Source organism: Mesorhizobium sp. CAU 1732 (assembly GCF_039888675.1).
Lineage (GTDB): Bacteria > Pseudomonadota > Alphaproteobacteria > Rhizobiales > Rhizobiaceae > Aerobium.
In genome coordinates this window covers 2387813-2405757 of the sequence record NZ_JBDQQR010000001.1, presented here as the reverse complement: position 1 = coordinate 2405757, position 17945 = coordinate 2387813, and the positions used below count along the sequence as shown (strand labels likewise).

The window sequence follows — 17945 nt, the reverse complement described above, 5'->3', positions numbered from 1 at the left end:
TGAACCAAAAAGGATGATGCCAAGGGAACCATTTGTCAAAAAGGTTCCGTAGAGGGTCTCGATTGCTGCCTGAACGTCCCATTCTTAATTCGCTTCTCGCGCTTGAAAAACTGCGTCAACTCGTGCGCGAGCATCGCGAGGATGTGGAATGGCGGCTGCCGCCAGAGCGCGAACTGGCGCGTTTCATTGGCGTCGGTCGCCGCGCCATTCGCCGGGCGATGGAGGTTGTCGAGGCCGAGGGGCTTGTCTGGAGGCAGCAAGGCAAGGGAACCTTTGTCGGACGTCGTCCCGCGATACAGCCCCAACTTGTCGGCAACATCGCCGGCCGCACCAATCCGCTCGAGGTTATGGAGGCGCGCCTCCAGATGGAGCCCGCATTGGCGCGAATGGCCGCCATGCGGTGTTCAGCGGATGATATCGCTGCTCTCGAGAGGCTTGCCCAGAAGACCTCCGCAGCGCTCGATGATGATGGCTGGGAACTGTGGGACAGCGCCTTTCATAGACGTATTGCGGAATGCGCCGGTAACGGGCTGCTGTTGTCGCTTTTCGATGTGGTGCAGCGGATCAGGCAGGAGCCTGATTGGCGGCTGCTTCGCGCCAAGGCGCGGAACGAGGACCGCCGGAGCCTTTCCTTTCGCGAGCATGAGGAGATCGTCGCTGCGATCGCCGGCCGCGATGGCGCAGGCGCGGAACGCGCGATGCGCCGCCATCTCAACGCAATCAACGCGAATCTGCAATCGATCGTCGTTGGCAGCGACGATGACGAACACGAGCCAGCCGAGGTCACGGTGACCGACGGCGAGCAGATCAGGACATCGGCATGAGCGACGCGAGCATCGACGAGAGAGCGGTGGCGGATTATGGCCCCGGCGGTGCACCGGTCCTCGATGTCACCGGCTTCACGCTGACCTTTTCAGAAAAGGCGAAGACGAATCTCGTGCAGGACGTCTCGTTTTCGGTCGAACGCGGCAAGACCCTGTGCATCGTCGGGGAATCCGGCTGCGGGAAGAGCGTGACGTCCCTCGCCTTGATGGGCCTCCTCCCCTCGCCGCCGGCCCGTATCGTGTCGGGAAGCGCCTCGTTCGGCGGCCGCGATCTCTTTTCCATGCCCGAGCGCGAGCGCGCCGATATTCGCGGCAACGAGATCGCGATGATTTTCCAGGAGCCGATGACCTCGCTCAATCCGGCCTTCACCATTGGTCACCAGATCGCCGAAGGGATCATTCGCCACCGAAACGTCTCGAAGGCGGAGGCTCGTGCCCAGGCTTTGAAGATGCTGGAATTTGTACGGATTCCCGCGCCCGAGAAGCGGCTGGACGCCTATCCGCATCAGATGTCGGGCGGCATGCGCCAGCGGGTGATGATCGCGATGGCACTGGCCAACCGGCCGCAACTGCTGATCGCGGACGAACCCACGACGGCGCTCGACGTCACCATCCAGGCGCAAATCCTGACGCTCATTCGCCAGATTCAGGCGGAAACCGGAACGGCGATGATCCTTATCACCCACGATCTCGGCGTCGTCGCCGAGGTGGCCGACGACGTGGCGGTCATGTATGCCGGCCGGATCGTGGAGAAAGGTCCGGTCGAGGCGATCTTCTCGGACCCGCAACACCCCTATACGATCGGGCTGTTCGGCTCCGTTCCCTCGCTTGGCCGCCGTCAGGGCCGGCTCGCAACCGTGAAGGGCTCGGTTCCGCCGCTCGAATTGATGCCGGCGGGGTGCCGCTTCGCGCCACGCTGCCCGTTTTCCGACAGCAGATGCTTCTCCGAGGTGCCGCCGGCCGTCTCCTTCGGCGATGGTCACGAGGCAGCATGCTGGTATGCGCCGCTCGAGAAGACGATGGAGGCGCGCCAATGAGCGCCGTGTCGGATCCCGCCAAGCCAATCCTCGAGGCGCGTGGATTGGTGAAACGCTTCGGCGGTCGTCGGGGTATGTTCCAGTCGTCGCCCACCGTTCATGCGGTCAACGACGTCTCGCTGTCGATCCAGCCCGGAGAGACATTCGCCATCGTCGGCGAGTCCGGGTGCGGAAAATCGACGCTCGGCCGGCTTCTGCTGCGACTGATCGAACCGAGTGCCGGGCAAGTCTTCTATCAAGGCGAGGAGATCACGACGCTTGACGCGCGCGCGATGCGCAAGCTGCGCCGGGACATGCAGATCATCTTCCAGGATCCGTTCGCATCTCTCAACCCGCGCATGACCGTCGGCAGTATCATCGCCGAACCGATCCGGCTGCACGGGCTTGCGAGCGGTCGCGCGGTCAAGGAAAAGGTCGCCGAGTTGCTGCGTATCGTCGGCCTTCGGCCCGAATATGCAGATCGCTATCCGCACGAATTCTCCGGCGGCCAGCGCCAGCGGATCGGTATCGCGCGTGCTCTGGCCGGCGAACCCAAGCTCATCATCGGTGACGAGCCGGTCTCCGCACTCGATGTGTCGATCCAGGCGCAGGTGATCAATCTGCTGGAGGATTTGAAGGAGAAGTTCGGGCTGACGCTCGTCATCGTCGCGCACGATCTCGCCGTGATCCGGCATATGAGCGATCGCGTCGCGGTGATGTATCTTGGCGAGATCGTCGAGCTCTCCCCCGTCGATCCGCTCTACGAGCAGCCGTTGCACCCCTACACGCAGGCGCTTTTGAAGGCGATCCCCTCGCCTACGCCGCATGCGCGCGAAGCGCCGTCCCTCATCAAGGGTGACGTTCCCAACCCGACCGACCTGCCTTCAGGCTGCCGCTTCCATACCCGCTGCCCGCATGCTCGGGAGCTCTGCTCTCGAGAGCATCCACCTCTGGAGGCGGTCGGCGATGGCCGCAGCGTCGCCTGTCATTTCTGGCAGGAGATCCGCGCGCTGGAGCAGGTCAAGGCACCGGAACCCGAAGGTAGCCCCGCGCTGGAGACACGGCTCGAACTCTACCGATCGTTCCAGGCGCGCAAAGACGCGTCGGGCACCACCATTCCAAGAGACGTTTCCGAAGGAGGCACGATATGAAAAGAATGATCACGATGGCGCTGGGCGCCATGCTTATGGCGGGAACCGCGTCCGCCGCCGATCTGCGCATCGCGCTGCAGGACGATCCCGACGTCCTCGACCCGCATCGCGCCCGCACCTTCGTCGGGCGTATCGTGTTCACGTCGCTCTGCGACAAGCTCGTCGACATCGACGAGAAGCTGAACATCATTCCCCAGATCGCCACCGAATGGGCATGGAACGACGACAATACGGTCGTCACGATGACGCTCCGCGAGGGTGCGACGTTCCACGATGGCGCGGCCATCGATGCCGAGGCGGTCAAAGCCAATCTTGATCGTGCGCGCACCGACAATGAGAGCCTGCGCAAGAGCGAGATTGCCTCGATCTCGGACGTGGCCGTGGTCGACGCAAACACCGTTGCGATCACCCTGTCGCAGCCGGATGCAGCCTTTCTCGCGCAGTTGACTGATCGTGCCGGCATGCTGATGTCGCCCGCGTCCTTCGACGCCGATCCGGGCCAGAAGCCGGTCTGCTCGGGTCCCTACAAGTTCGTCGAACGCATCCAGAACGATCGCATCGTGCTGGAGAAATTCGCCGAGCATTGGAACGCTGACGCGTATGCCTTTGACCGCGTGATCTATACGCCGATCCCGGATACGACCGTGCGCCTGGCCAATTTGCGTGCCGGCGACGTCGACATCATCGAACGCGTCGCGCCGTCCGATCTCGAAGCGGTCGCCGGCGACGACAGCATCAAGCTCGCCTCGGTGACGGGCCTCGGCTATCAGGCGATCGAGGTCAATATCGCCAATGGCGCGAAGGCCGATCACCCGCTCGGGCAGGACAAGCGCCTGCGCCAGGCACTAGATCTGGCTATCGACCGCGACGTTTTGAACGAAGTCGTCGGCGCTGGCACTTACACGCCCGCCTATCAGGCGTTTCCGCCCGCAAGCTTCGCCTATGATCCGGAGATCGGCAAAGGCGGCCGCGACGTCGAAAAGGCAAAGGCCCTGCTGGCGGAAGCCGGTCACGAGCGCGTCGCGTTCGAACTGACCTTCGGCAACAACACCGTCATGCAGCAGGTGTTCGAGCTGGTTCAGGCCATGGGTGCGGAAGCCGGCTTCGACATCAGCCTGCGACCGACCGAGTTCGCGGCACTTCAGTCGGTCCTCAAGAGCGGCGACTTTCAGGTCGGCCAGTCCGGCTGGTCCGGGCGCGTCGATCCCGATGGCAACATCCATCAGTACGTCACCTGCGAAGGTGGTCTCAACGACGCGAAATACTGCAATGAAGAGGTCGATCGCCTCTTGAACGAGGCGCGTACCGTAACCGACCAGGCCGCGCGCAAGGCATTGTACGACGAGGCTCAAATCATCCTGCGCGAGGACATGCCGGTCATCCACCTGTTCTATCTGCCTTGGCCGTTCGTGCACAAGGCGGAGTTGGAGGGCTTCGTCGCCTATCCGGACGGCATGATCCGCCTTGCCGGCGTGACCATGGCGGAATGATCCCGATGGGGCCGGCCGTCGTCGGTCCCATCACCGCACGTCAAAAAGACAACAAAGGGGAACGACCGATGAAGACACTACTCTCCGCCTTGCTCGCCACGACGATGCTGGCCGCCACCGCCGCATCGGCACAGGAATTCCGTATCGGACTTCAGGAAGACCCGGATGTCCTCGATCCGCACAAGGCGCGCACCTTCGTCGGCCGCATCGTCTTCACGTCGCTGTGCGACAAGTTGATCGATGTCGATGCGGAACTGAACTTCGTGCCGCGTGTCGCGACCGAATGGGCGTGGAGCAACGAAAACAAGACGCTGACCATGACGATCCGAGATGACATGGTTTTCCACGACGGCTCGAAGCTTGATGCGGAAGCCGTCGCGGCCAACATTGAGCGCGCCCGCACGCTGCCCGACAGCCTGCGACGTAGTGAACTTGCCTCGGTCGAGAGCGTAGAGGCGATCGACGCGACGACGGTCGCGCTCAACCTTGCCCAGCCAGACGCGACGCTTCTCGCGCAACTCTCGGACCGTGCGGGAATGCTCCTGTCGCCGGCGAGTTTCGAGACCGATGTCGGCACCAGTCCGGTATGCTCCGGCCCTTACAAGTTTGTCAGCCGGGTGCAGAACGATCGCATCGTGCTGGAGAAGTTCGCCGATCATCCCGATGCGGATGAATTCAGTTTCGAACGCCTTGTGTTTCAGCCCATTCCCGATTCGACGGTGCGCCTCGCAAACCTCCAGGCGGGCGATCTTCATATGCTCGAGCGCCTGAACCCATCCGATGCGGAAACGGTGCGTGGTGACGCCAACCTGCAGTTCGTCACCGTCGCGGGCCTCGGCTATCAGGGAATCACGATCAATACGGGCGACGGAGCCAAGGCGGACAATCCGCTCGGCACCGACAAGCGTGTGCGTCAGGCGTTCCAGCTCGCCATCGGGCGCGACATCATCAACGATGTGGTGGGCAACGGTCTTTTCGAACCCGCACAGCAGCCCTTCCCACCCGCAAGCCCCTTCAACAGCCCTGACTTTCCCGTTGTCGCGCGCGATGTAGACGCGGCCAAGGCTTTGCTTGCCGAAGCTGGCCACGAGCGCGTCGCGTTCGAACTCTCGTTCGGCAACAACACCACGGCCATGGCCATCAACGAACTGATCCAGGCGATGGCTACGGAAGCCGGGTTCGACATCAGCCTTCGGCCGACAGAGTTCGCGGCCATGCAGCAGGAAATGAAGTCCGGCAATTATCAGGCTGCGCAGATCGGCTGGTCCGGCCGCGTCGATCCGGACGGAAACCTGCATCAGTTCGTCACCTGTGAGGGCACGCTCAACGATTCCAAATACTGCAACGAGGAGGTCGATCGCCTGCTCGATGAAGCGCGTGTTACGCCGGATACGCAGGCCCGGCAGCCTCTCTACAAGCAGGCGCAGGACATCCTTCAGGACGAACTGCCGATCATCTACATCTATCACCAGCCATGGCCTTTCGTGCTCTCGTCAGCCGTCGAAGGCTTCAAGGCGTATCCCGACGGGATGCTGCGGCTGCAGGGTGTCTCGCTGGCGCAGTAAGGCGCATCGGGGCGGCGACCTCGCGCCGCCGCTCCCCTCCCAGAAGGAATTGCCGGACCAATGTTCCAGATCATCGCCCGACGCGTCTTCGTTGCTATACCGACACTGATCCTCGTGTCGCTGATCGTGTTCGGCCTGCAGAAGATCCTGCCGGGTGATCCTCTGCTGACTATGGCAGGCGAGGAACGCGACCCGGAGGTGCTGGCGTTCCTGCGCGAGAAGTATCGGCTGGATGATCCGTTCTACGTTCAATACCTTGCCTGGCTCGGCAAGGTGCTGGTCGGTGATTTCGGCCAGTCGCTGCGCACCGGCGTTCCTGTCGCAACCCTGATCGCCCAGAAACTGCCGGTCACGCTTCAACTGGCGGTTATGGCGATCATCATGGCGATGCTCATCGGCATCCCTGCCGGCGTTCTGTCCGCCGTGCGCAAGGGCACGCCGACCGACTACGCCGCGAATGCGGTTGCTCTTTCGGGCATGTCGATCCCCAATTTCTGGCTCGGGATCATCCTGATCATGGTCGTGTCGGTGCAGTGGCGGCTTCTCCCCGCCTCCGGCTACGTGCCGCTCAGCGTTGATCCGGTGCAGTCGATCCGCACCATGCTGATGCCGTCCTTCGTGCTGGCGACTGCGCTGGCGGCCTATCTGATGCGTCATACGCGCTCGGCCATGCTCGGCGTTCTGTCGTCCGATTACATCCGAACGGCGCGAGCCAAGGGCCTGTTGCCGAAGTCGGTGATCATGAAACACGCGCTTCGCAACGCGCTGATGCCGATCGTCACGCTGCTTACGCTCCTGTTCGGCGAATTGCTGGCGGGCGCGGTGCTGACGGAGCAGGTGTTCACCATCCCTGGCTTCGGGAAGCTTATCGTCGATGCCGTGTTCACCCGCGACTACGCGGTCGTCCAGGGTGTTGTCCTGTGCACGGCGGTCGGCTTCATCTTCATGAACCTCGTCGCCGACATCCTCTACATCCTCATCAATCCCCGCCTGAGGCACCCGCAATGACCATGCAGGCAGAAGCGGTCGCGCCACGCCGTCGGTTGGGCCGCACCGCAACCAAGTTCCTGTCCAACAAGAGCGCCGTCTTCGGCGGCGTGCTCGTGCTCGTCTTCGTGCTGCTGGCACTTTTTGCACCGATCATAGCAACGCATGATCCGTTCCAGACGAGCTTTGGCGCGATCCGCAAGGCACCGTCGGCGGACTACTGGCTTGGCACTGACGAACTCGGGCGCGATATCTTCACGCGCATGCTCTACGGCGCGCGTGCGTCCCTGCTTGCGGGTGTCGTGTCCGTGTCCATTGCCGTTCTGGTGGGGGTGCCCTTCGGCCTACTGGCTGGCTATTTCGGTGGCTGGGTCGACGCTGTCGTGTCGCGCGTCACGGAGGCGCTGCTCGCCATTCCGTTCCTCATTCTGGCCATCGCGCTTGCCGCGTTTCTGGGGCCGAGCCTCACCAATGCGATGATCGCGATCGGTCTGTCTGCGACCCCGCTTTTCATTCGCCTGACGCGTGGGCAGGCGATGGCGGTCAAGACCGAGGACTACGTCGAGGGCGCGCGCGCGATCGGCCTGCCGAACACGCTCATCATCACGCGCTACATTTTCCCAAACGTGCTTCCTCCGATCGTGGTTCAGGCGACGATCACGATCGCGACCGCCATCATCGCGGAAGCGAGCCTTTCGTTTCTCGGCCTCGGCCAGCAGCCACCGAACCCCTCATGGGGGTCGATGCTGAACACGGCCAAGAACTTCATGACGCAAGCCCCCTGGATGTCGATCATTCCGGGCGGTGCGATCTTCCTCGTCGTTCTCGGCTTCAACCTTCTGGGTGACGGCCTGCGCGACGCGCTCGACCCTCGCGACAACTGACAATCCGGAGCAGTCCACCATGTTCACCACCCGCCCCGAGATCCTCGGAACGTTCGGCGTCGTCACGTCCACGCACTGGCTGGCGTCGTCGGCAGGCATGGCCATGATGGAGCGCGGCGGCAACGCTTTCGATGCGGCCGTTGCTGCCGGCTTTGTGCTGCAGGTGGTTGAGCCGCATCTTGTCGGACCGGGCGGCGAGGTCCCGATCGTGTTTCATTCCGCGCGAACGGGCAAGACGGAGGTGCTTTGCGGACAGGGCACGACGCCGGCCGCGGCCACCATCGAGCGTTACAAGGCCGAAGGACTGACATTGATCCCCGGAAACGGCCTGTTGCCGGCGGTGATCCCGGGCGCATTCGACGCCTGGATGCAGCTTCTTCGGGACCATGGGTCGCTGCCGATCGCCGAGGTGATGGCGCCCGCCATCCACTATGCACAGAACGGCCATCCGATGCTCCCGCGCGTGGCAAACACGATCGCGGGCCTGAAGGACTTCTTCGAGCGCGAATGGCCGACATCGGCTGCGTTCTTCGCGCCGGGCGGCCGTCTGCCGGAAGCCAAAAAGCTCTTCCGCAACGAGGCCTTGGCCGCGACGTGGAAACGCATCATCTCGGAGGCAAATTCCGGCGGCGGCAGCCGGGAGCGCTGCATCGAGCGCGCCCGCGACGCCTTTTATCGCGGGTTCGTTGCCGAGGCGATCGAACGCTTCGTGCAATCCAACGCGGTGATGGACGAAAGCGGAAACGCTCATCGCGGCATCATCACCGCTGCCGACATGGCCGGCTGGCAGGCGACCTACGAAGAGCCTCTGACCTACGACTATCACGGATACAGGCTGAACAAGATCGGCGCCTGGGGCCAAGGTCCGGTGTTCCTGCAAACGCTCGCGCTTCTCAAAGGCTTCGACATCGGTGCGATGGATACGCGCGGACCTGACTTCGTGCACACATTGACCGAGGCGATGAAACTCGCCTTTGCCGATCGCGAATATTATTACAGCGACCCCAATTTCATCGACGTCCCGATCGAGACGCTTTTGTCGGACGCCTATAATGACCAGCGCCGCAAGCTGATCGCCGATACGGCATCCTACGATCTGAGGCCGGGCCACATTCCCGGATACGAGGATCAGGTCGCGCGCATGGCGGACGCGCTCGATCGCCTGTCACGCATCTCCACGCCGGACCAGGCTTCCGCCGAGCCGACGATGGCCGATATGCGCTCGGTGCGGCGCGGCGATACCGTGCACATCGATGCGATCGACGCGGAGGGCAACATGGTCGCCGCCATGCCGTCGGGCGGCTGGCTGCAATCGTCGCCGCTCATCCCGGAACTGGGGTTCATGCTCAACACCCGTGCGCAGATGTTTTGGCTCGAGGAAGGCCTGCCCGCCAGCCTCGCGCCGGGCAAGCGCCCGCGCACGACACTGACGCCGAGCCTCGCGGAAAAAGACGGTCGGCCCTACATGGTCTTCGGTACGCCCGGCGGGGATCAGCAGGAACAGTGGCAGTTGCAGTTCTTCCTGCGTCATGTCCACCATGGTCTGAACCTCCAGGAAGCGATCGACATGCCCATGTCGCACACCGCGCATTTTCCGAACTCGTTCTATCCGCGCGACCGCAAGCCCGGAAACCTCGCCATCGAGGAGAATTTTGGCGCGGCGACGATCGCTGAACTTAAGGCACGAGGCCATCAAATGGAGGTTGCGCCGGAATGGTCCATCGGGCGCATGGTGGCGGCCGCGCGCGACGAGGACGGCCTGTTGCGGGCCGCCGCAACGCCGCGTCTCATGCAGGCCTATGCGGTCGGTCGGTAGCGGATCGTCAAGCGCCGGTAAGCGGGATTTCGATCACCATCCCGTCGAACGCCGGCTCCACATGCGCCGGCGTTGCCGCCTGCACCGTCTCGTAGTCGAGCGGGATGTGCATATGCGTCAGCACCGCGTGCTTGGGATTCAGCCGTTCGATCCATTCGAGTGCCTCGTCGAGTGAGAGGTGGCTCGGATGGCGCTGGTACTGCAGCGCGTCGATGACGAGAAGATCGAGGTCCTTGAGCCGGGCCGCGGTCTCGGACGGAAAGTCGCTGACATCCGGGCAGTAGGCGAGTGAGCCTATCCGAAAGCCGAGCGACAGGATGTCGCCGTGGATCTGCGTCAGCGGCTCGAAGGTAATCGGCCCGCCCTGCCCGTCGATTGCAAACGGAACGTCGTGTGCGATCGGATGCGGCGCGACGATTGGCGGATAGGTGCTGCCGGGCGGAGTCTCGAAGCAATAGCCGAACCCGCCCTTGAGCCGGTCGAGCGTTGGCCGGTCGGCATAAATGTCGATGAGCTTGCGCTGGGCCAGGAAATAGCCCCGCAGATCGTCAATGCCATGGATATGGTCGGCATGGGCATGCGTGTAGACGACCGCATCGAGACGATCGGCACCCGCGTCCAGCATCTGCTCGCGAAAATCCGGCCCTGTATCGATCGCGACCCTCGTCACACCGGTTCCCGAGATACGCTCGATGACCGCCGCTGTGCGCCGTCGTCTGTTCTTCGGGTTTGTCGGATCGCAATTGCCCCAATCGCCGATGATGCGCGGCGTACCGGGCGACGAGCCGCAACCGGTGATGATCAGGCGCAGCCGGTCAGGCATCGCTTTGCGGCCGCGGCATCTTGGTGAAGAGACGAAAGACGTTCTCTGTCGTTGCTTCGGCGATCCGCGCTTCCGGGATGCGAAGCGTTTCAGCCAGCACGCGCGCGGTTTCCACGACGAAGGACGGTTCGTTGCGCTTGCCGCGGTGCGGCATGGGCGCAAGGTAGGGTGCGTCCGTTTCGACCAGAAGCCGGTCGAGCGGTACGGTTCGTGCGATGTCGCGTAGCGCTTCTGATTTCTTGAAGGTCAGGATGCCGGAGAACGACACGTATCCGCCAAGCGCCACGCCGGTCTCTGCCAGCGCCGCGCCGGACGAAAAGCAATGCAGAATGAAGGGGAAGGCGCCCTTCCCTGTTTCATCGCTCAAGATCGATGCCATGTCGTCGTCTGCGTCGCGCGAATGAATCACCAGGGGCAGTCCGGTCGCGCGCGCGGCTGCGATGTGTGTCCGAATCCCCCTCGCCTGCGCGTCGCGTGGCGCGTGATCGTAGAAATAGTCGAGGCCCGCCTCGCCGATCGCAACCACCTTTGGATGCTGCGACAGCGAGATCAGTTCATCCGCGGTGACGTCGAGTTCTTCGGCCGCGTTGTGCGGGTGCGTGCCGACGGAACAGAAAACGTCCGGGTAGGCTTCCGCAATGGCCAGAATCTGTTCGAACCGCCGTACCCGCGTCGAGATCGTCACCATCCGTTTCACGCCCGCCTGCAAGGCGCGCGTGACGATGGCATCGCGCTCTTCCGCGAAGTCGGGAAAATCAAGATGGCAGTGGCTGTCTACGAGCATCCTGTCTGCCACGCTCTACTGGGTCGCGCCTTCCGCCTCGACATAGCGCGGGAAGACGGGCTGCGGTGCCGGCAACGGTCCACCGCTGGCAAGCGCGTGCTCGTCTCCGACATGCCTGAAGCTCCGCGCGCTGGCGTCGACCGCAAGAAGATCGAGCAACTTCGCCGACGATTGCGGAATGTAGGGCTGGCACAGAATGGCAATCCGCCGGATCGTTTCAGCCGTCGTCCACAACACCGTCTCCATGCGCGCCGGATCGGTCTTCTTCAGCGCCCAAGGCTCCTGCCCCGCAAAGTAGCGATTGGCTTCCGCGACCACGGCAAAGACGGCGGCAAGCGCCTGGTGGATCGCCTGTGATCCCATCGCCTTTCGGCTGGCCGCGAGTGCATCGGTCGCCATGCCAAGAATGGCGATATCGGCTTCCACGAGTTCGCCGCGCGCCGGCACCTTGCCCTCACAATTCTTGGCGATCATCGACAGCGAACGCTGCGCGAGATTGCCGAGATCATTGGCAAGATCGGCATTTGTCCGGTTGACGATCGCCTCATGGCTGTAGTTTCCGTCCTGGCCGAACGGAACCTCGCGAAGGAAGAAATAGCGCATCTGGTCGAGGCCGTAATGCTCGATCATCGTAAACGGGTCGACGACGTTGCCGACCGATTTCGACATCTTCTCCCCGCGATTGAACAGGAAGCCATGCGCAAAGACACGCTTGGGCAGCGGTATGCCAGCCGACATCAGGAAGGCCGGCCAGTAGATCGAATGGAAGCGCGTTATGTCCTTGCCGATGACGTGCAAATCGGCAGGCCAGAAGTCCCAAAGCGCATTGTTTTCATCGGGATACCCGACGCCGGTCATGTAGTTTGTGAGGGCATCGACCCACACATACATGACATGCTTTTCATCGCCCGGCACGGGAACGCCCCAGTCGAACGTCGTTCTGGAGATGGAAAGGTCCTTCAGCCCAGACTTCACGAAGTTGACGATCTCGTTACGCCGCTCGTTGGGGCCGACGAAATCGGGCTGTTCTTCGTACAGCTTCAGGAGCCGATCCTGATAGGCGGACAGGCGGAAGAAGTAGCTCTCTTCCTCCACCCACTCGACAGGCGCGCCCTGCGGGCCATAGCGGACGCCGTCGTCGCGAAGCTCCGTTTCGTCTTCGTCGAAATAGGCCTCGTCACGTACCGAGTACCAGCCCGAATAGCCGCCCTTGTAGATGTCGTCATTCGCCGCCATCGCGGTCCATATCGCCTGCGAGGCTGCGTGGTGACGCGCTTCGGTGGTGCGAATGAAATCATCGTTCGACGCATTCAGCGCATCGGCCATCCGCTGGAACTCAGCCGCGTTTCTGTCGGCAAGCTCGCGCGGCGCAATGCCTTCCTTGCGGGCCGTCTGCAGCATCTTGATGCCGTGTTCGTCCGTGCCCGTGAGGAAATAGACCTGCTTGCCGTCGAGCCGCTGGAACCGCGCCAAGGCGTCGGTTGCCAACAATTCATAGGCATGACCGATATGGGGCTTGCCGTTTGGATAGGAGATCGCGGTCGTGATGTAAAAGCGTTCGCTGGGCATGTGGCCTGAATTCCGGAATACGGTTTCTGCGCGGTCAGATAGCGCATCGCAGCAGCATTGGCTATCCTAGGAATTGGGGCCTAGCCTGCCAGCGCCTGCCACATTCGGCGCAGCATGCCGTTCACATGCTGCTTCTTGTCGAGGTTGTAGGTGTTCGTCTCGTTCACCAGTCGATCCGCCTCGCGCCACAAATCCGCGTGCGCGGCCGCGGCATCCAGTTGCCCGGCCGCCGCTGCCTCGCGGGCCCATCCGGCGATCATGTCGAGCGCCGCCTGGTTGAAGATGTCGAATTGGATGGTCGCATCGCGGCCACTCACCGCCTCTGCAACGCGCCAAGCCTGCTGCACGTCGAAACGACCCGCGATCACGACCCGCGTCATCGCGTCCGTTATGTCCAGACCGCCGAATTGCGTCATCAGCAAAGCATCGCGCACGCTGCCGCCCGCCCGCCTGGCGAGTTCCGCCCGCTGTCCGGCATCGTCGGGCATCTCGGCGTCAAGGTTCGCGAGCACGTTCACGAGTGCTGCATCCTCGAGCGGCTTCAACTTGATCAACTGGCAGCGCGAACGGATCGTCGGCAACAGGCTGCCCAGCGAATGAGCGATCAGAATGAAAAGCGTGCGCGGCGGCGGCTCCTCCAGGTTTTTCAGGAGTGCGTTCGCCGCATTGACGTTCATGTCGTCGGCGGGATCGACGATCGCGATGCGATAGGCGCCGTTGTGCGATGTCATCGACAGGAAGCGCGTGACCCTGCGGATTTCATCGACCGTGACGACCGACTTGAACGCCTTCGTCTTGTCGTTCATCGGCCGCGTCAGATGCAGCACTGCCGGATGCGAACCCTGAGCCACCTGCCTGAAGAGCGGCGACGTGGCATCCATCGGCTGGAGCGTTTCCGGGGCGATGGATGCATCGGGATTGGAGAGGAGATGATGGGCGATATGGAACGCCAGCGTCGCCTTGCCGATCCCGGGAGGGCCTGCGAGCAGCAAGGCGTGATGGAGTTTTCCAGACCGGTAAGCGGTCGCAAGTTGCGTCGCCGCCTCGTCATGTCCGACCAGCACGGGGTTTTCGGCGGGCTCCGCGATTTCGGGAATCGTATCGAACTGTTCGGGCGCGAGGCGGACAAATGTCATTGCCCAACCTCCTGTCCCGCCTCGTCGCCGACACGTGAAATCACGGCGTATGCCGCGTCCGCTATGGCTGCGGCAACCTCGTCGGGGGGCATGCTCGCATCGACCACGACGCAGCGTTCCGGTTCCGCTGCGGCGATGTCGAGAAACGCCTCTCGCCGCCTGCGATGAACGGCGAGCGTTTCCTTTTCATAGCGATCCGCAATCTCGTCCCCGCGGCGTGCCGATGCGCGGCGAAGGCCCTCTTCAGGGTCGAGATCGAGGATGATCGTCAAATCCGGCGTCATCCCGTGGATGGCGACCTTTTCAAGCGTGCGCATGAAGTCCGGTTCGAGATTGCCGGTAACGCCCTGGTAGACGCGGCTGGAATCGAGAAAGCGATCGGAGAGCACGATCGCGCCGCGCTCGACCGCCGGCCGTATCACCTGCTCGACATGATCGGAGCGGGCGGCGGCGAACAGCACTGCCTCCATGCCCGGTCCAAAGGGCTCGGCGGCGCCTGACAGAAGCACGTGCCTCACAGCCTCGGCACCGGGAGAACCGCCGGGCTCGCGCGTCACCAGCACGTCGCGACCGATCTCCTCCAGTGCCGAGGCGAGCGTGCGAATCTGGGTGGACTTGCCCGCCCCCTCGCCGCCTTCGAACGTGATGAAAATACCGCGCGACACACCAGACCTTTTCGCGAATCCCGAGCTTCCCATGATACGCGCACCACATGCGCGTCGGTGTCACATAAGACAGTTGGCCCGCGATAGGAACGGTTTATCCCGTCACTCTTTCCCCGAGATGGTGTGATTGCTGCCAGCCGCCTTGCCGCTATCGCATCCACCCGACCAGAAGTTCCTCGACAGCATCCATCGCGCGCCGGTGTATCCGTCCGGTTCCGATGCTTTCGGCCGCGTAGAGCGGCGTTTCCTGGCTCATCATGTCGCCTATCCAGACTTTCAGCGTTCCGATGCGTGTGCCTTCCTCGATTGGGGCGACCACCGGGCCGTCATATACGATCCTCGCAATCAGCCGGTCCTGGTTCGTAATGGGCACGAAGATCGCGATCGGGCCGTCCGCGCGCAGTGCGACGCTCGACTTTTCGCCGCCATAGGTCTTGGCTTCACCGACGGTTTCACCTGCCGCGAAGAGATCGGTCTTACGGAAGGCTCGCATGCCCCAGTCCAGGATCTTGCGCGCTTCTTCCGCGCGCTGCGCGTCGCTCTCCATGCCGCTCAACGCCACGAAGACGCGCTTGCCGTCCCGGTCGACCGATCCCACAATGCCGTATCCGGACTCTTCCGTAAAACCGGTCTTGAGGCCGTCGGCACCGATGTTCATGCGCAGCAGCGGATTGCGATTGCGCTGCAGGATCTTGTTCCAGGTGAAATCGAGCTGGCCGTAGAATTTGTAGAATTCGGGATAGGTGCGCCAGATATGCGATGCGAGCTGGACGAGTTCGCGGGGCGTCACCACCTGGCCCTCCGCGGGCAGACCGGTCGCGTTCTTGAACACGGATTTTGTCAGGCCGAGCTCGCGAGCGCGCTCGGTCATCAGCACCGCGAAATTCTCCTCCGAGCCTGCCATGCCCTCCGCGATGATGATGCAGCCATCGTTAGCCGACTGCACGATGACACCCTGAATGAGGTCTTCGAGGCGGATCGAGGACTTGAGCTCGGCAAACATCGTGGAGCCGCCCGACATCGCGCCGCCGGTCCGCCACGCGTTTTCGGACACCACGAATTCGTCGTTCATGGTCAGGCGACCGGACTTGATCGCATTGAAGACAACCTCCATCGTCATCAGCTTGGCGAGCGACGCTGGGGGAAACGGTGTGTCGGGGTCCTTGGAGAACAGAACCGTGCCGGTCTCGGCGTCGATCATGAACCCCTGTTTGGCCTTCGTCTCGAAAAGCTGGGCATGCGCAATGCCCACGCCGCCCACGAGAACGACGAGACACGCAACCACCGCGCGAAACAGTTGAGACAGCTTCATCCACCCTACCCCGAATTTCGTCCCGAGCCCCTGATACGACCGTAACAAGGCGTCATGAGGACGATCAAGGGCATTGTCCGCGATCGGTCACCGAATGCGTGATGCCCGTGGGCTATTCGCGGACGGTCAAAGCGTCAGGAGCGCCTGCTGCCCATGCGGCTTTCAGCAGGTCATCGACGGGCAGGCGCCCGTCCGGATAGAGGCTCACGGCAAAGCCATCACCGGCATAGTCGGTGTCGATACGCACCTGTCCAGCACTTGCGAGCGCTCTCGCGATCGTCTCGGCCGCCCCCTGATCGCCATAGGTGCCGACCGCCACATAGTCCGATTGCGCGTTCGTCCGGGAGGCATAGCGTTGCGCCAATGCCTCCGGCGTCAATTCACCCGAGGCGAATGCATCGATTGCCGCCGAAGCACGTTTTACGCGTTCGTCCGCATAGGCAAGCGCCGGTGATGGTGCGAAGCCAATCGCCGCAATGTCCTGGCCTGGACGCTCCGGCGCGATCGGCGCGAATTCTGGAAGGACCACATCGCCCGCGCTGGATGGCCCGGCGAAGGCAGGCGCTTGTTGCGACAGCGGGAAAGCCGCCGACGCCGATGCCCGCGATGTCGGGGTCGGGCCGTTCATCGCGATCATCACGCCCGTGGGCATGCCGTCGGACGGGTCGGGCGCTGCTCCGCCCGGACGATAGGACGCCATCAGGAAGGCATCGTCCTGGCCGTGCAGCGGCGCGCGGCCGAGATACTCAACCTCGACCTTGGCGATGCCATGGTGCGTATAGTCCAGCATCTGGGCTGCCTGGCGCGACAGGTCGATGATCCGCCCATGCGCATAGGGACCGCGATCATTGACGCGCACGATCACAGAAGATCCGTTCGTCGTGTTGGTGACGCGTGCATAGCTGGGCAGCGGCATCGTGGGATGTGCCGCCGTCAGATGCGTCATGTCGTAGATTTCGCCATTGGCGGTCAGGCGCCCATGGAAGGCATCGCCATACCAGGATGCGGCGCCCACCTTGCGATAGTTGGGATCTTCCTTCGGATGATACCACTTGCCGCGAATCTTGTAGGGCTTGCCGGTCTGGTCGCGGCCGCCGCCACGGGGAAGGTTCGAGCGCAGATTGCTGACGCGAGGGCTCGCCTTCACGCCGTATTCGGATTCCGCGAAATACTCCTTGGAGCGCTTCTTGGGAGCGACGGATGCGGTTTCTTGGGACGCGCAGGCAGCCAGAAAAGCGGCCGACCCCAGCAAAAGAGCAAACAGCGGCACTCTTGCCGCTGCGGTACGCAAAGGCCTGCGCCGTATACCCGCATCCGTGATGTCGCTCATACGCCGACTTTATCCACTCACTGGAGAGAAAGCCGGCGGACGCCGCTTTCCCCAATCCCCACACTTACAGAGCCGCAGTATCTCACATCAATTGTTTAGCGGCCTGTTAATCGAATCGGGCGGCAAAGGGGCAATTTTATGGCGCATCGCGGCATCAAGCGTCGCCCGGTCAGCCAGGATGGCTCAATCGGCGCTCCGGGCACTCCCGTCGAGCCCGTCATCTCGGCCCCCGTAAATCAAGGCGTCGCCGGTCCGGTAAAGTGTCTTCCGTGGTGTCGGGACGTTACAGCGGGCGCCTGCAAGAGCCCTGCTCCTTGATTCGAGTCGACGGTGCTGAAGGCGCGCGAATGAGCCATGATGAATTTCATGCGCACACGTGACGCCTTGAAAAACTCCGACCCATGCAGCATAAGCGCCGTCAGCCGGAGGGATGGCCGAGCGGTTTAAGGCACCGGTCTTGAAAACCGGCGAGGATGCAAGTCCTCCGTGGGTTCGAATCCCACTCCCTCCGCCATATACCCGCCGATTGCCGCACAAATTGATCATCTATCTCTTTAAATATCAAACGGATAACGCCCTCCGGGCGATTACCC

General features: G+C 62.7%; 15 protein-coding genes and 1 tRNA gene. 9 read left to right on the top strand and 7 right to left on the bottom strand.

Annotated features, from left to right (window positions below; translation table 11 throughout):
- Nucleotides 1-62 precede the first annotated feature (62 nt).
- The 8 genes from AAFN55_RS11795 (at nt 63) to AAFN55_RS11760 (ending at nt 9733) form a co-directional block, all read left to right on the top strand.
- A complete protein-coding gene (locus tag AAFN55_RS11795) occupies nt 63-824 on the top strand; it encodes an FCD domain-containing protein (protein WP_347799022.1) in 762 nt (253 codons plus the stop codon).
- Nucleotides 821-1861, top strand: a complete 1041-nt coding sequence (locus AAFN55_RS11790; protein WP_347799021.1) for an ABC transporter ATP-binding protein — start codon at nt 821-823, stop codon at nt 1859-1861. Before AAFN55_RS11795 ends, AAFN55_RS11790 begins: the two co-directional genes overlap by 4 nt.
- Nucleotides 1858-2991: an oligopeptide/dipeptide ABC transporter ATP-binding protein gene (locus AAFN55_RS11785; protein WP_347799020.1), complete on the top strand. Its 1134-nt coding sequence runs from the start codon at nt 1858-1860 to the stop codon at nt 2989-2991. Before AAFN55_RS11790 ends, AAFN55_RS11785 begins: the two co-directional genes overlap by 4 nt.
- A complete protein-coding gene (locus AAFN55_RS11780) occupies nt 2988-4481 on the top strand; it encodes an ABC transporter substrate-binding protein (protein ID WP_347799019.1) in 1494 nt (497 codons plus the stop codon). Before AAFN55_RS11785 ends, AAFN55_RS11780 begins: the two co-directional genes overlap by 4 nt.
- Before the next feature lie 68 nt (nt 4482-4549).
- Nucleotides 4550-6046, top strand: a complete 1497-nt coding sequence (locus AAFN55_RS11775; RefSeq protein ID WP_347799018.1) for an ABC transporter substrate-binding protein — start codon at nt 4550-4552, stop codon at nt 6044-6046.
- A gap of 60 nt (nt 6047-6106) precedes the next feature.
- Nucleotides 6107-7054, top strand: coding sequence for an ABC transporter permease (locus AAFN55_RS11770; RefSeq protein ID WP_347799017.1), 948 nt, complete (start codon nt 6107-6109; stop codon nt 7052-7054).
- Nucleotides 7051-7917: an ABC transporter permease gene (locus AAFN55_RS11765; protein ID WP_347799016.1), complete on the top strand. Its 867-nt coding sequence runs from the start codon at nt 7051-7053 to the stop codon at nt 7915-7917. The genes AAFN55_RS11770 and AAFN55_RS11765 overlap by 4 nt, the downstream gene beginning before the upstream one ends.
- 19 nt (nt 7918-7936) lie before the next feature.
- Nucleotides 7937-9733, top strand: coding sequence for a gamma-glutamyltransferase family protein (locus tag AAFN55_RS11760; RefSeq protein ID WP_347799015.1), 1797 nt, complete (start codon nt 7937-7939; stop codon nt 9731-9733).
- 7 nt (nt 9734-9740) lie between these two features.
- Here the strand turns inward: AAFN55_RS11760 and AAFN55_RS11755 are convergent, their stop codons facing one another.
- The 7 genes from AAFN55_RS11755 to AAFN55_RS11725 form a co-directional block, all read right to left on the bottom strand.
- Nucleotides 9741-10556, bottom strand: a complete 816-nt coding sequence (locus tag AAFN55_RS11755; protein WP_347799014.1) for an MBL fold metallo-hydrolase — start codon at nt 10554-10556, stop codon at nt 9741-9743.
- Nucleotides 10549-11340 carry a TatD family hydrolase gene (locus tag AAFN55_RS11750; protein WP_347799013.1) on the bottom strand — a complete coding sequence of 264 codons (792 nt, stop codon included), beginning with the start codon at nt 11338-11340 and terminating at the stop codon, nt 10549-10551. The genes AAFN55_RS11755 and AAFN55_RS11750 overlap by 8 nt, the downstream gene beginning before the upstream one ends.
- A gap of 15 nt (nt 11341-11355) precedes the next feature.
- Nucleotides 11356-12909 carry a methionine--tRNA ligase gene (gene metG, locus AAFN55_RS11745; protein WP_347799012.1) on the bottom strand — a complete coding sequence of 518 codons (1554 nt, stop codon included), beginning with the start codon at nt 12907-12909 and terminating at the stop codon, nt 11356-11358.
- An 80-nt stretch (nt 12910-12989) separates the two neighbouring features.
- The gene (locus tag AAFN55_RS11740; RefSeq protein ID WP_347799011.1) at nt 12990-14045 is read right to left on the bottom strand and encodes a DNA polymerase III subunit delta'; all 1056 of its coding nucleotides are present in this window, start codon (nt 14043-14045) and stop codon (nt 12990-12992) included.
- Nucleotides 14042-14710 carry a dTMP kinase gene (gene tmk / locus AAFN55_RS11735; protein ID WP_347799010.1) on the bottom strand — a complete coding sequence of 223 codons (669 nt, stop codon included), beginning with the start codon at nt 14708-14710 and terminating at the stop codon, nt 14042-14044. The genes AAFN55_RS11740 and tmk overlap by 4 nt, the downstream gene beginning before the upstream one ends.
- Nucleotides 14711-14858: 148 nt before the next feature.
- Entirely contained in the window at nt 14859-16022 is a 1164-nt protein-coding gene (locus AAFN55_RS11730; RefSeq protein ID WP_347799009.1) for a D-alanyl-D-alanine carboxypeptidase family protein, read from the bottom strand.
- A gap of 112 nt (nt 16023-16134) precedes the next feature.
- Nucleotides 16135-17352 carry a septal ring lytic transglycosylase RlpA family protein gene (locus AAFN55_RS11725; protein WP_347799008.1) on the bottom strand — a complete coding sequence of 406 codons (1218 nt, stop codon included), beginning with the start codon at nt 17350-17352 and terminating at the stop codon, nt 16135-16137.
- A 424-nt stretch (nt 17353-17776) separates the two neighbouring features.
- Between AAFN55_RS11725 and AAFN55_RS11720 the strand changes: the two genes are divergently transcribed.
- Nucleotides 17777-17866 (top strand) — tRNA-Ser (locus tag AAFN55_RS11720).
- The last annotated feature ends 79 nt before the right edge of the window (nt 17867-17945 follow it).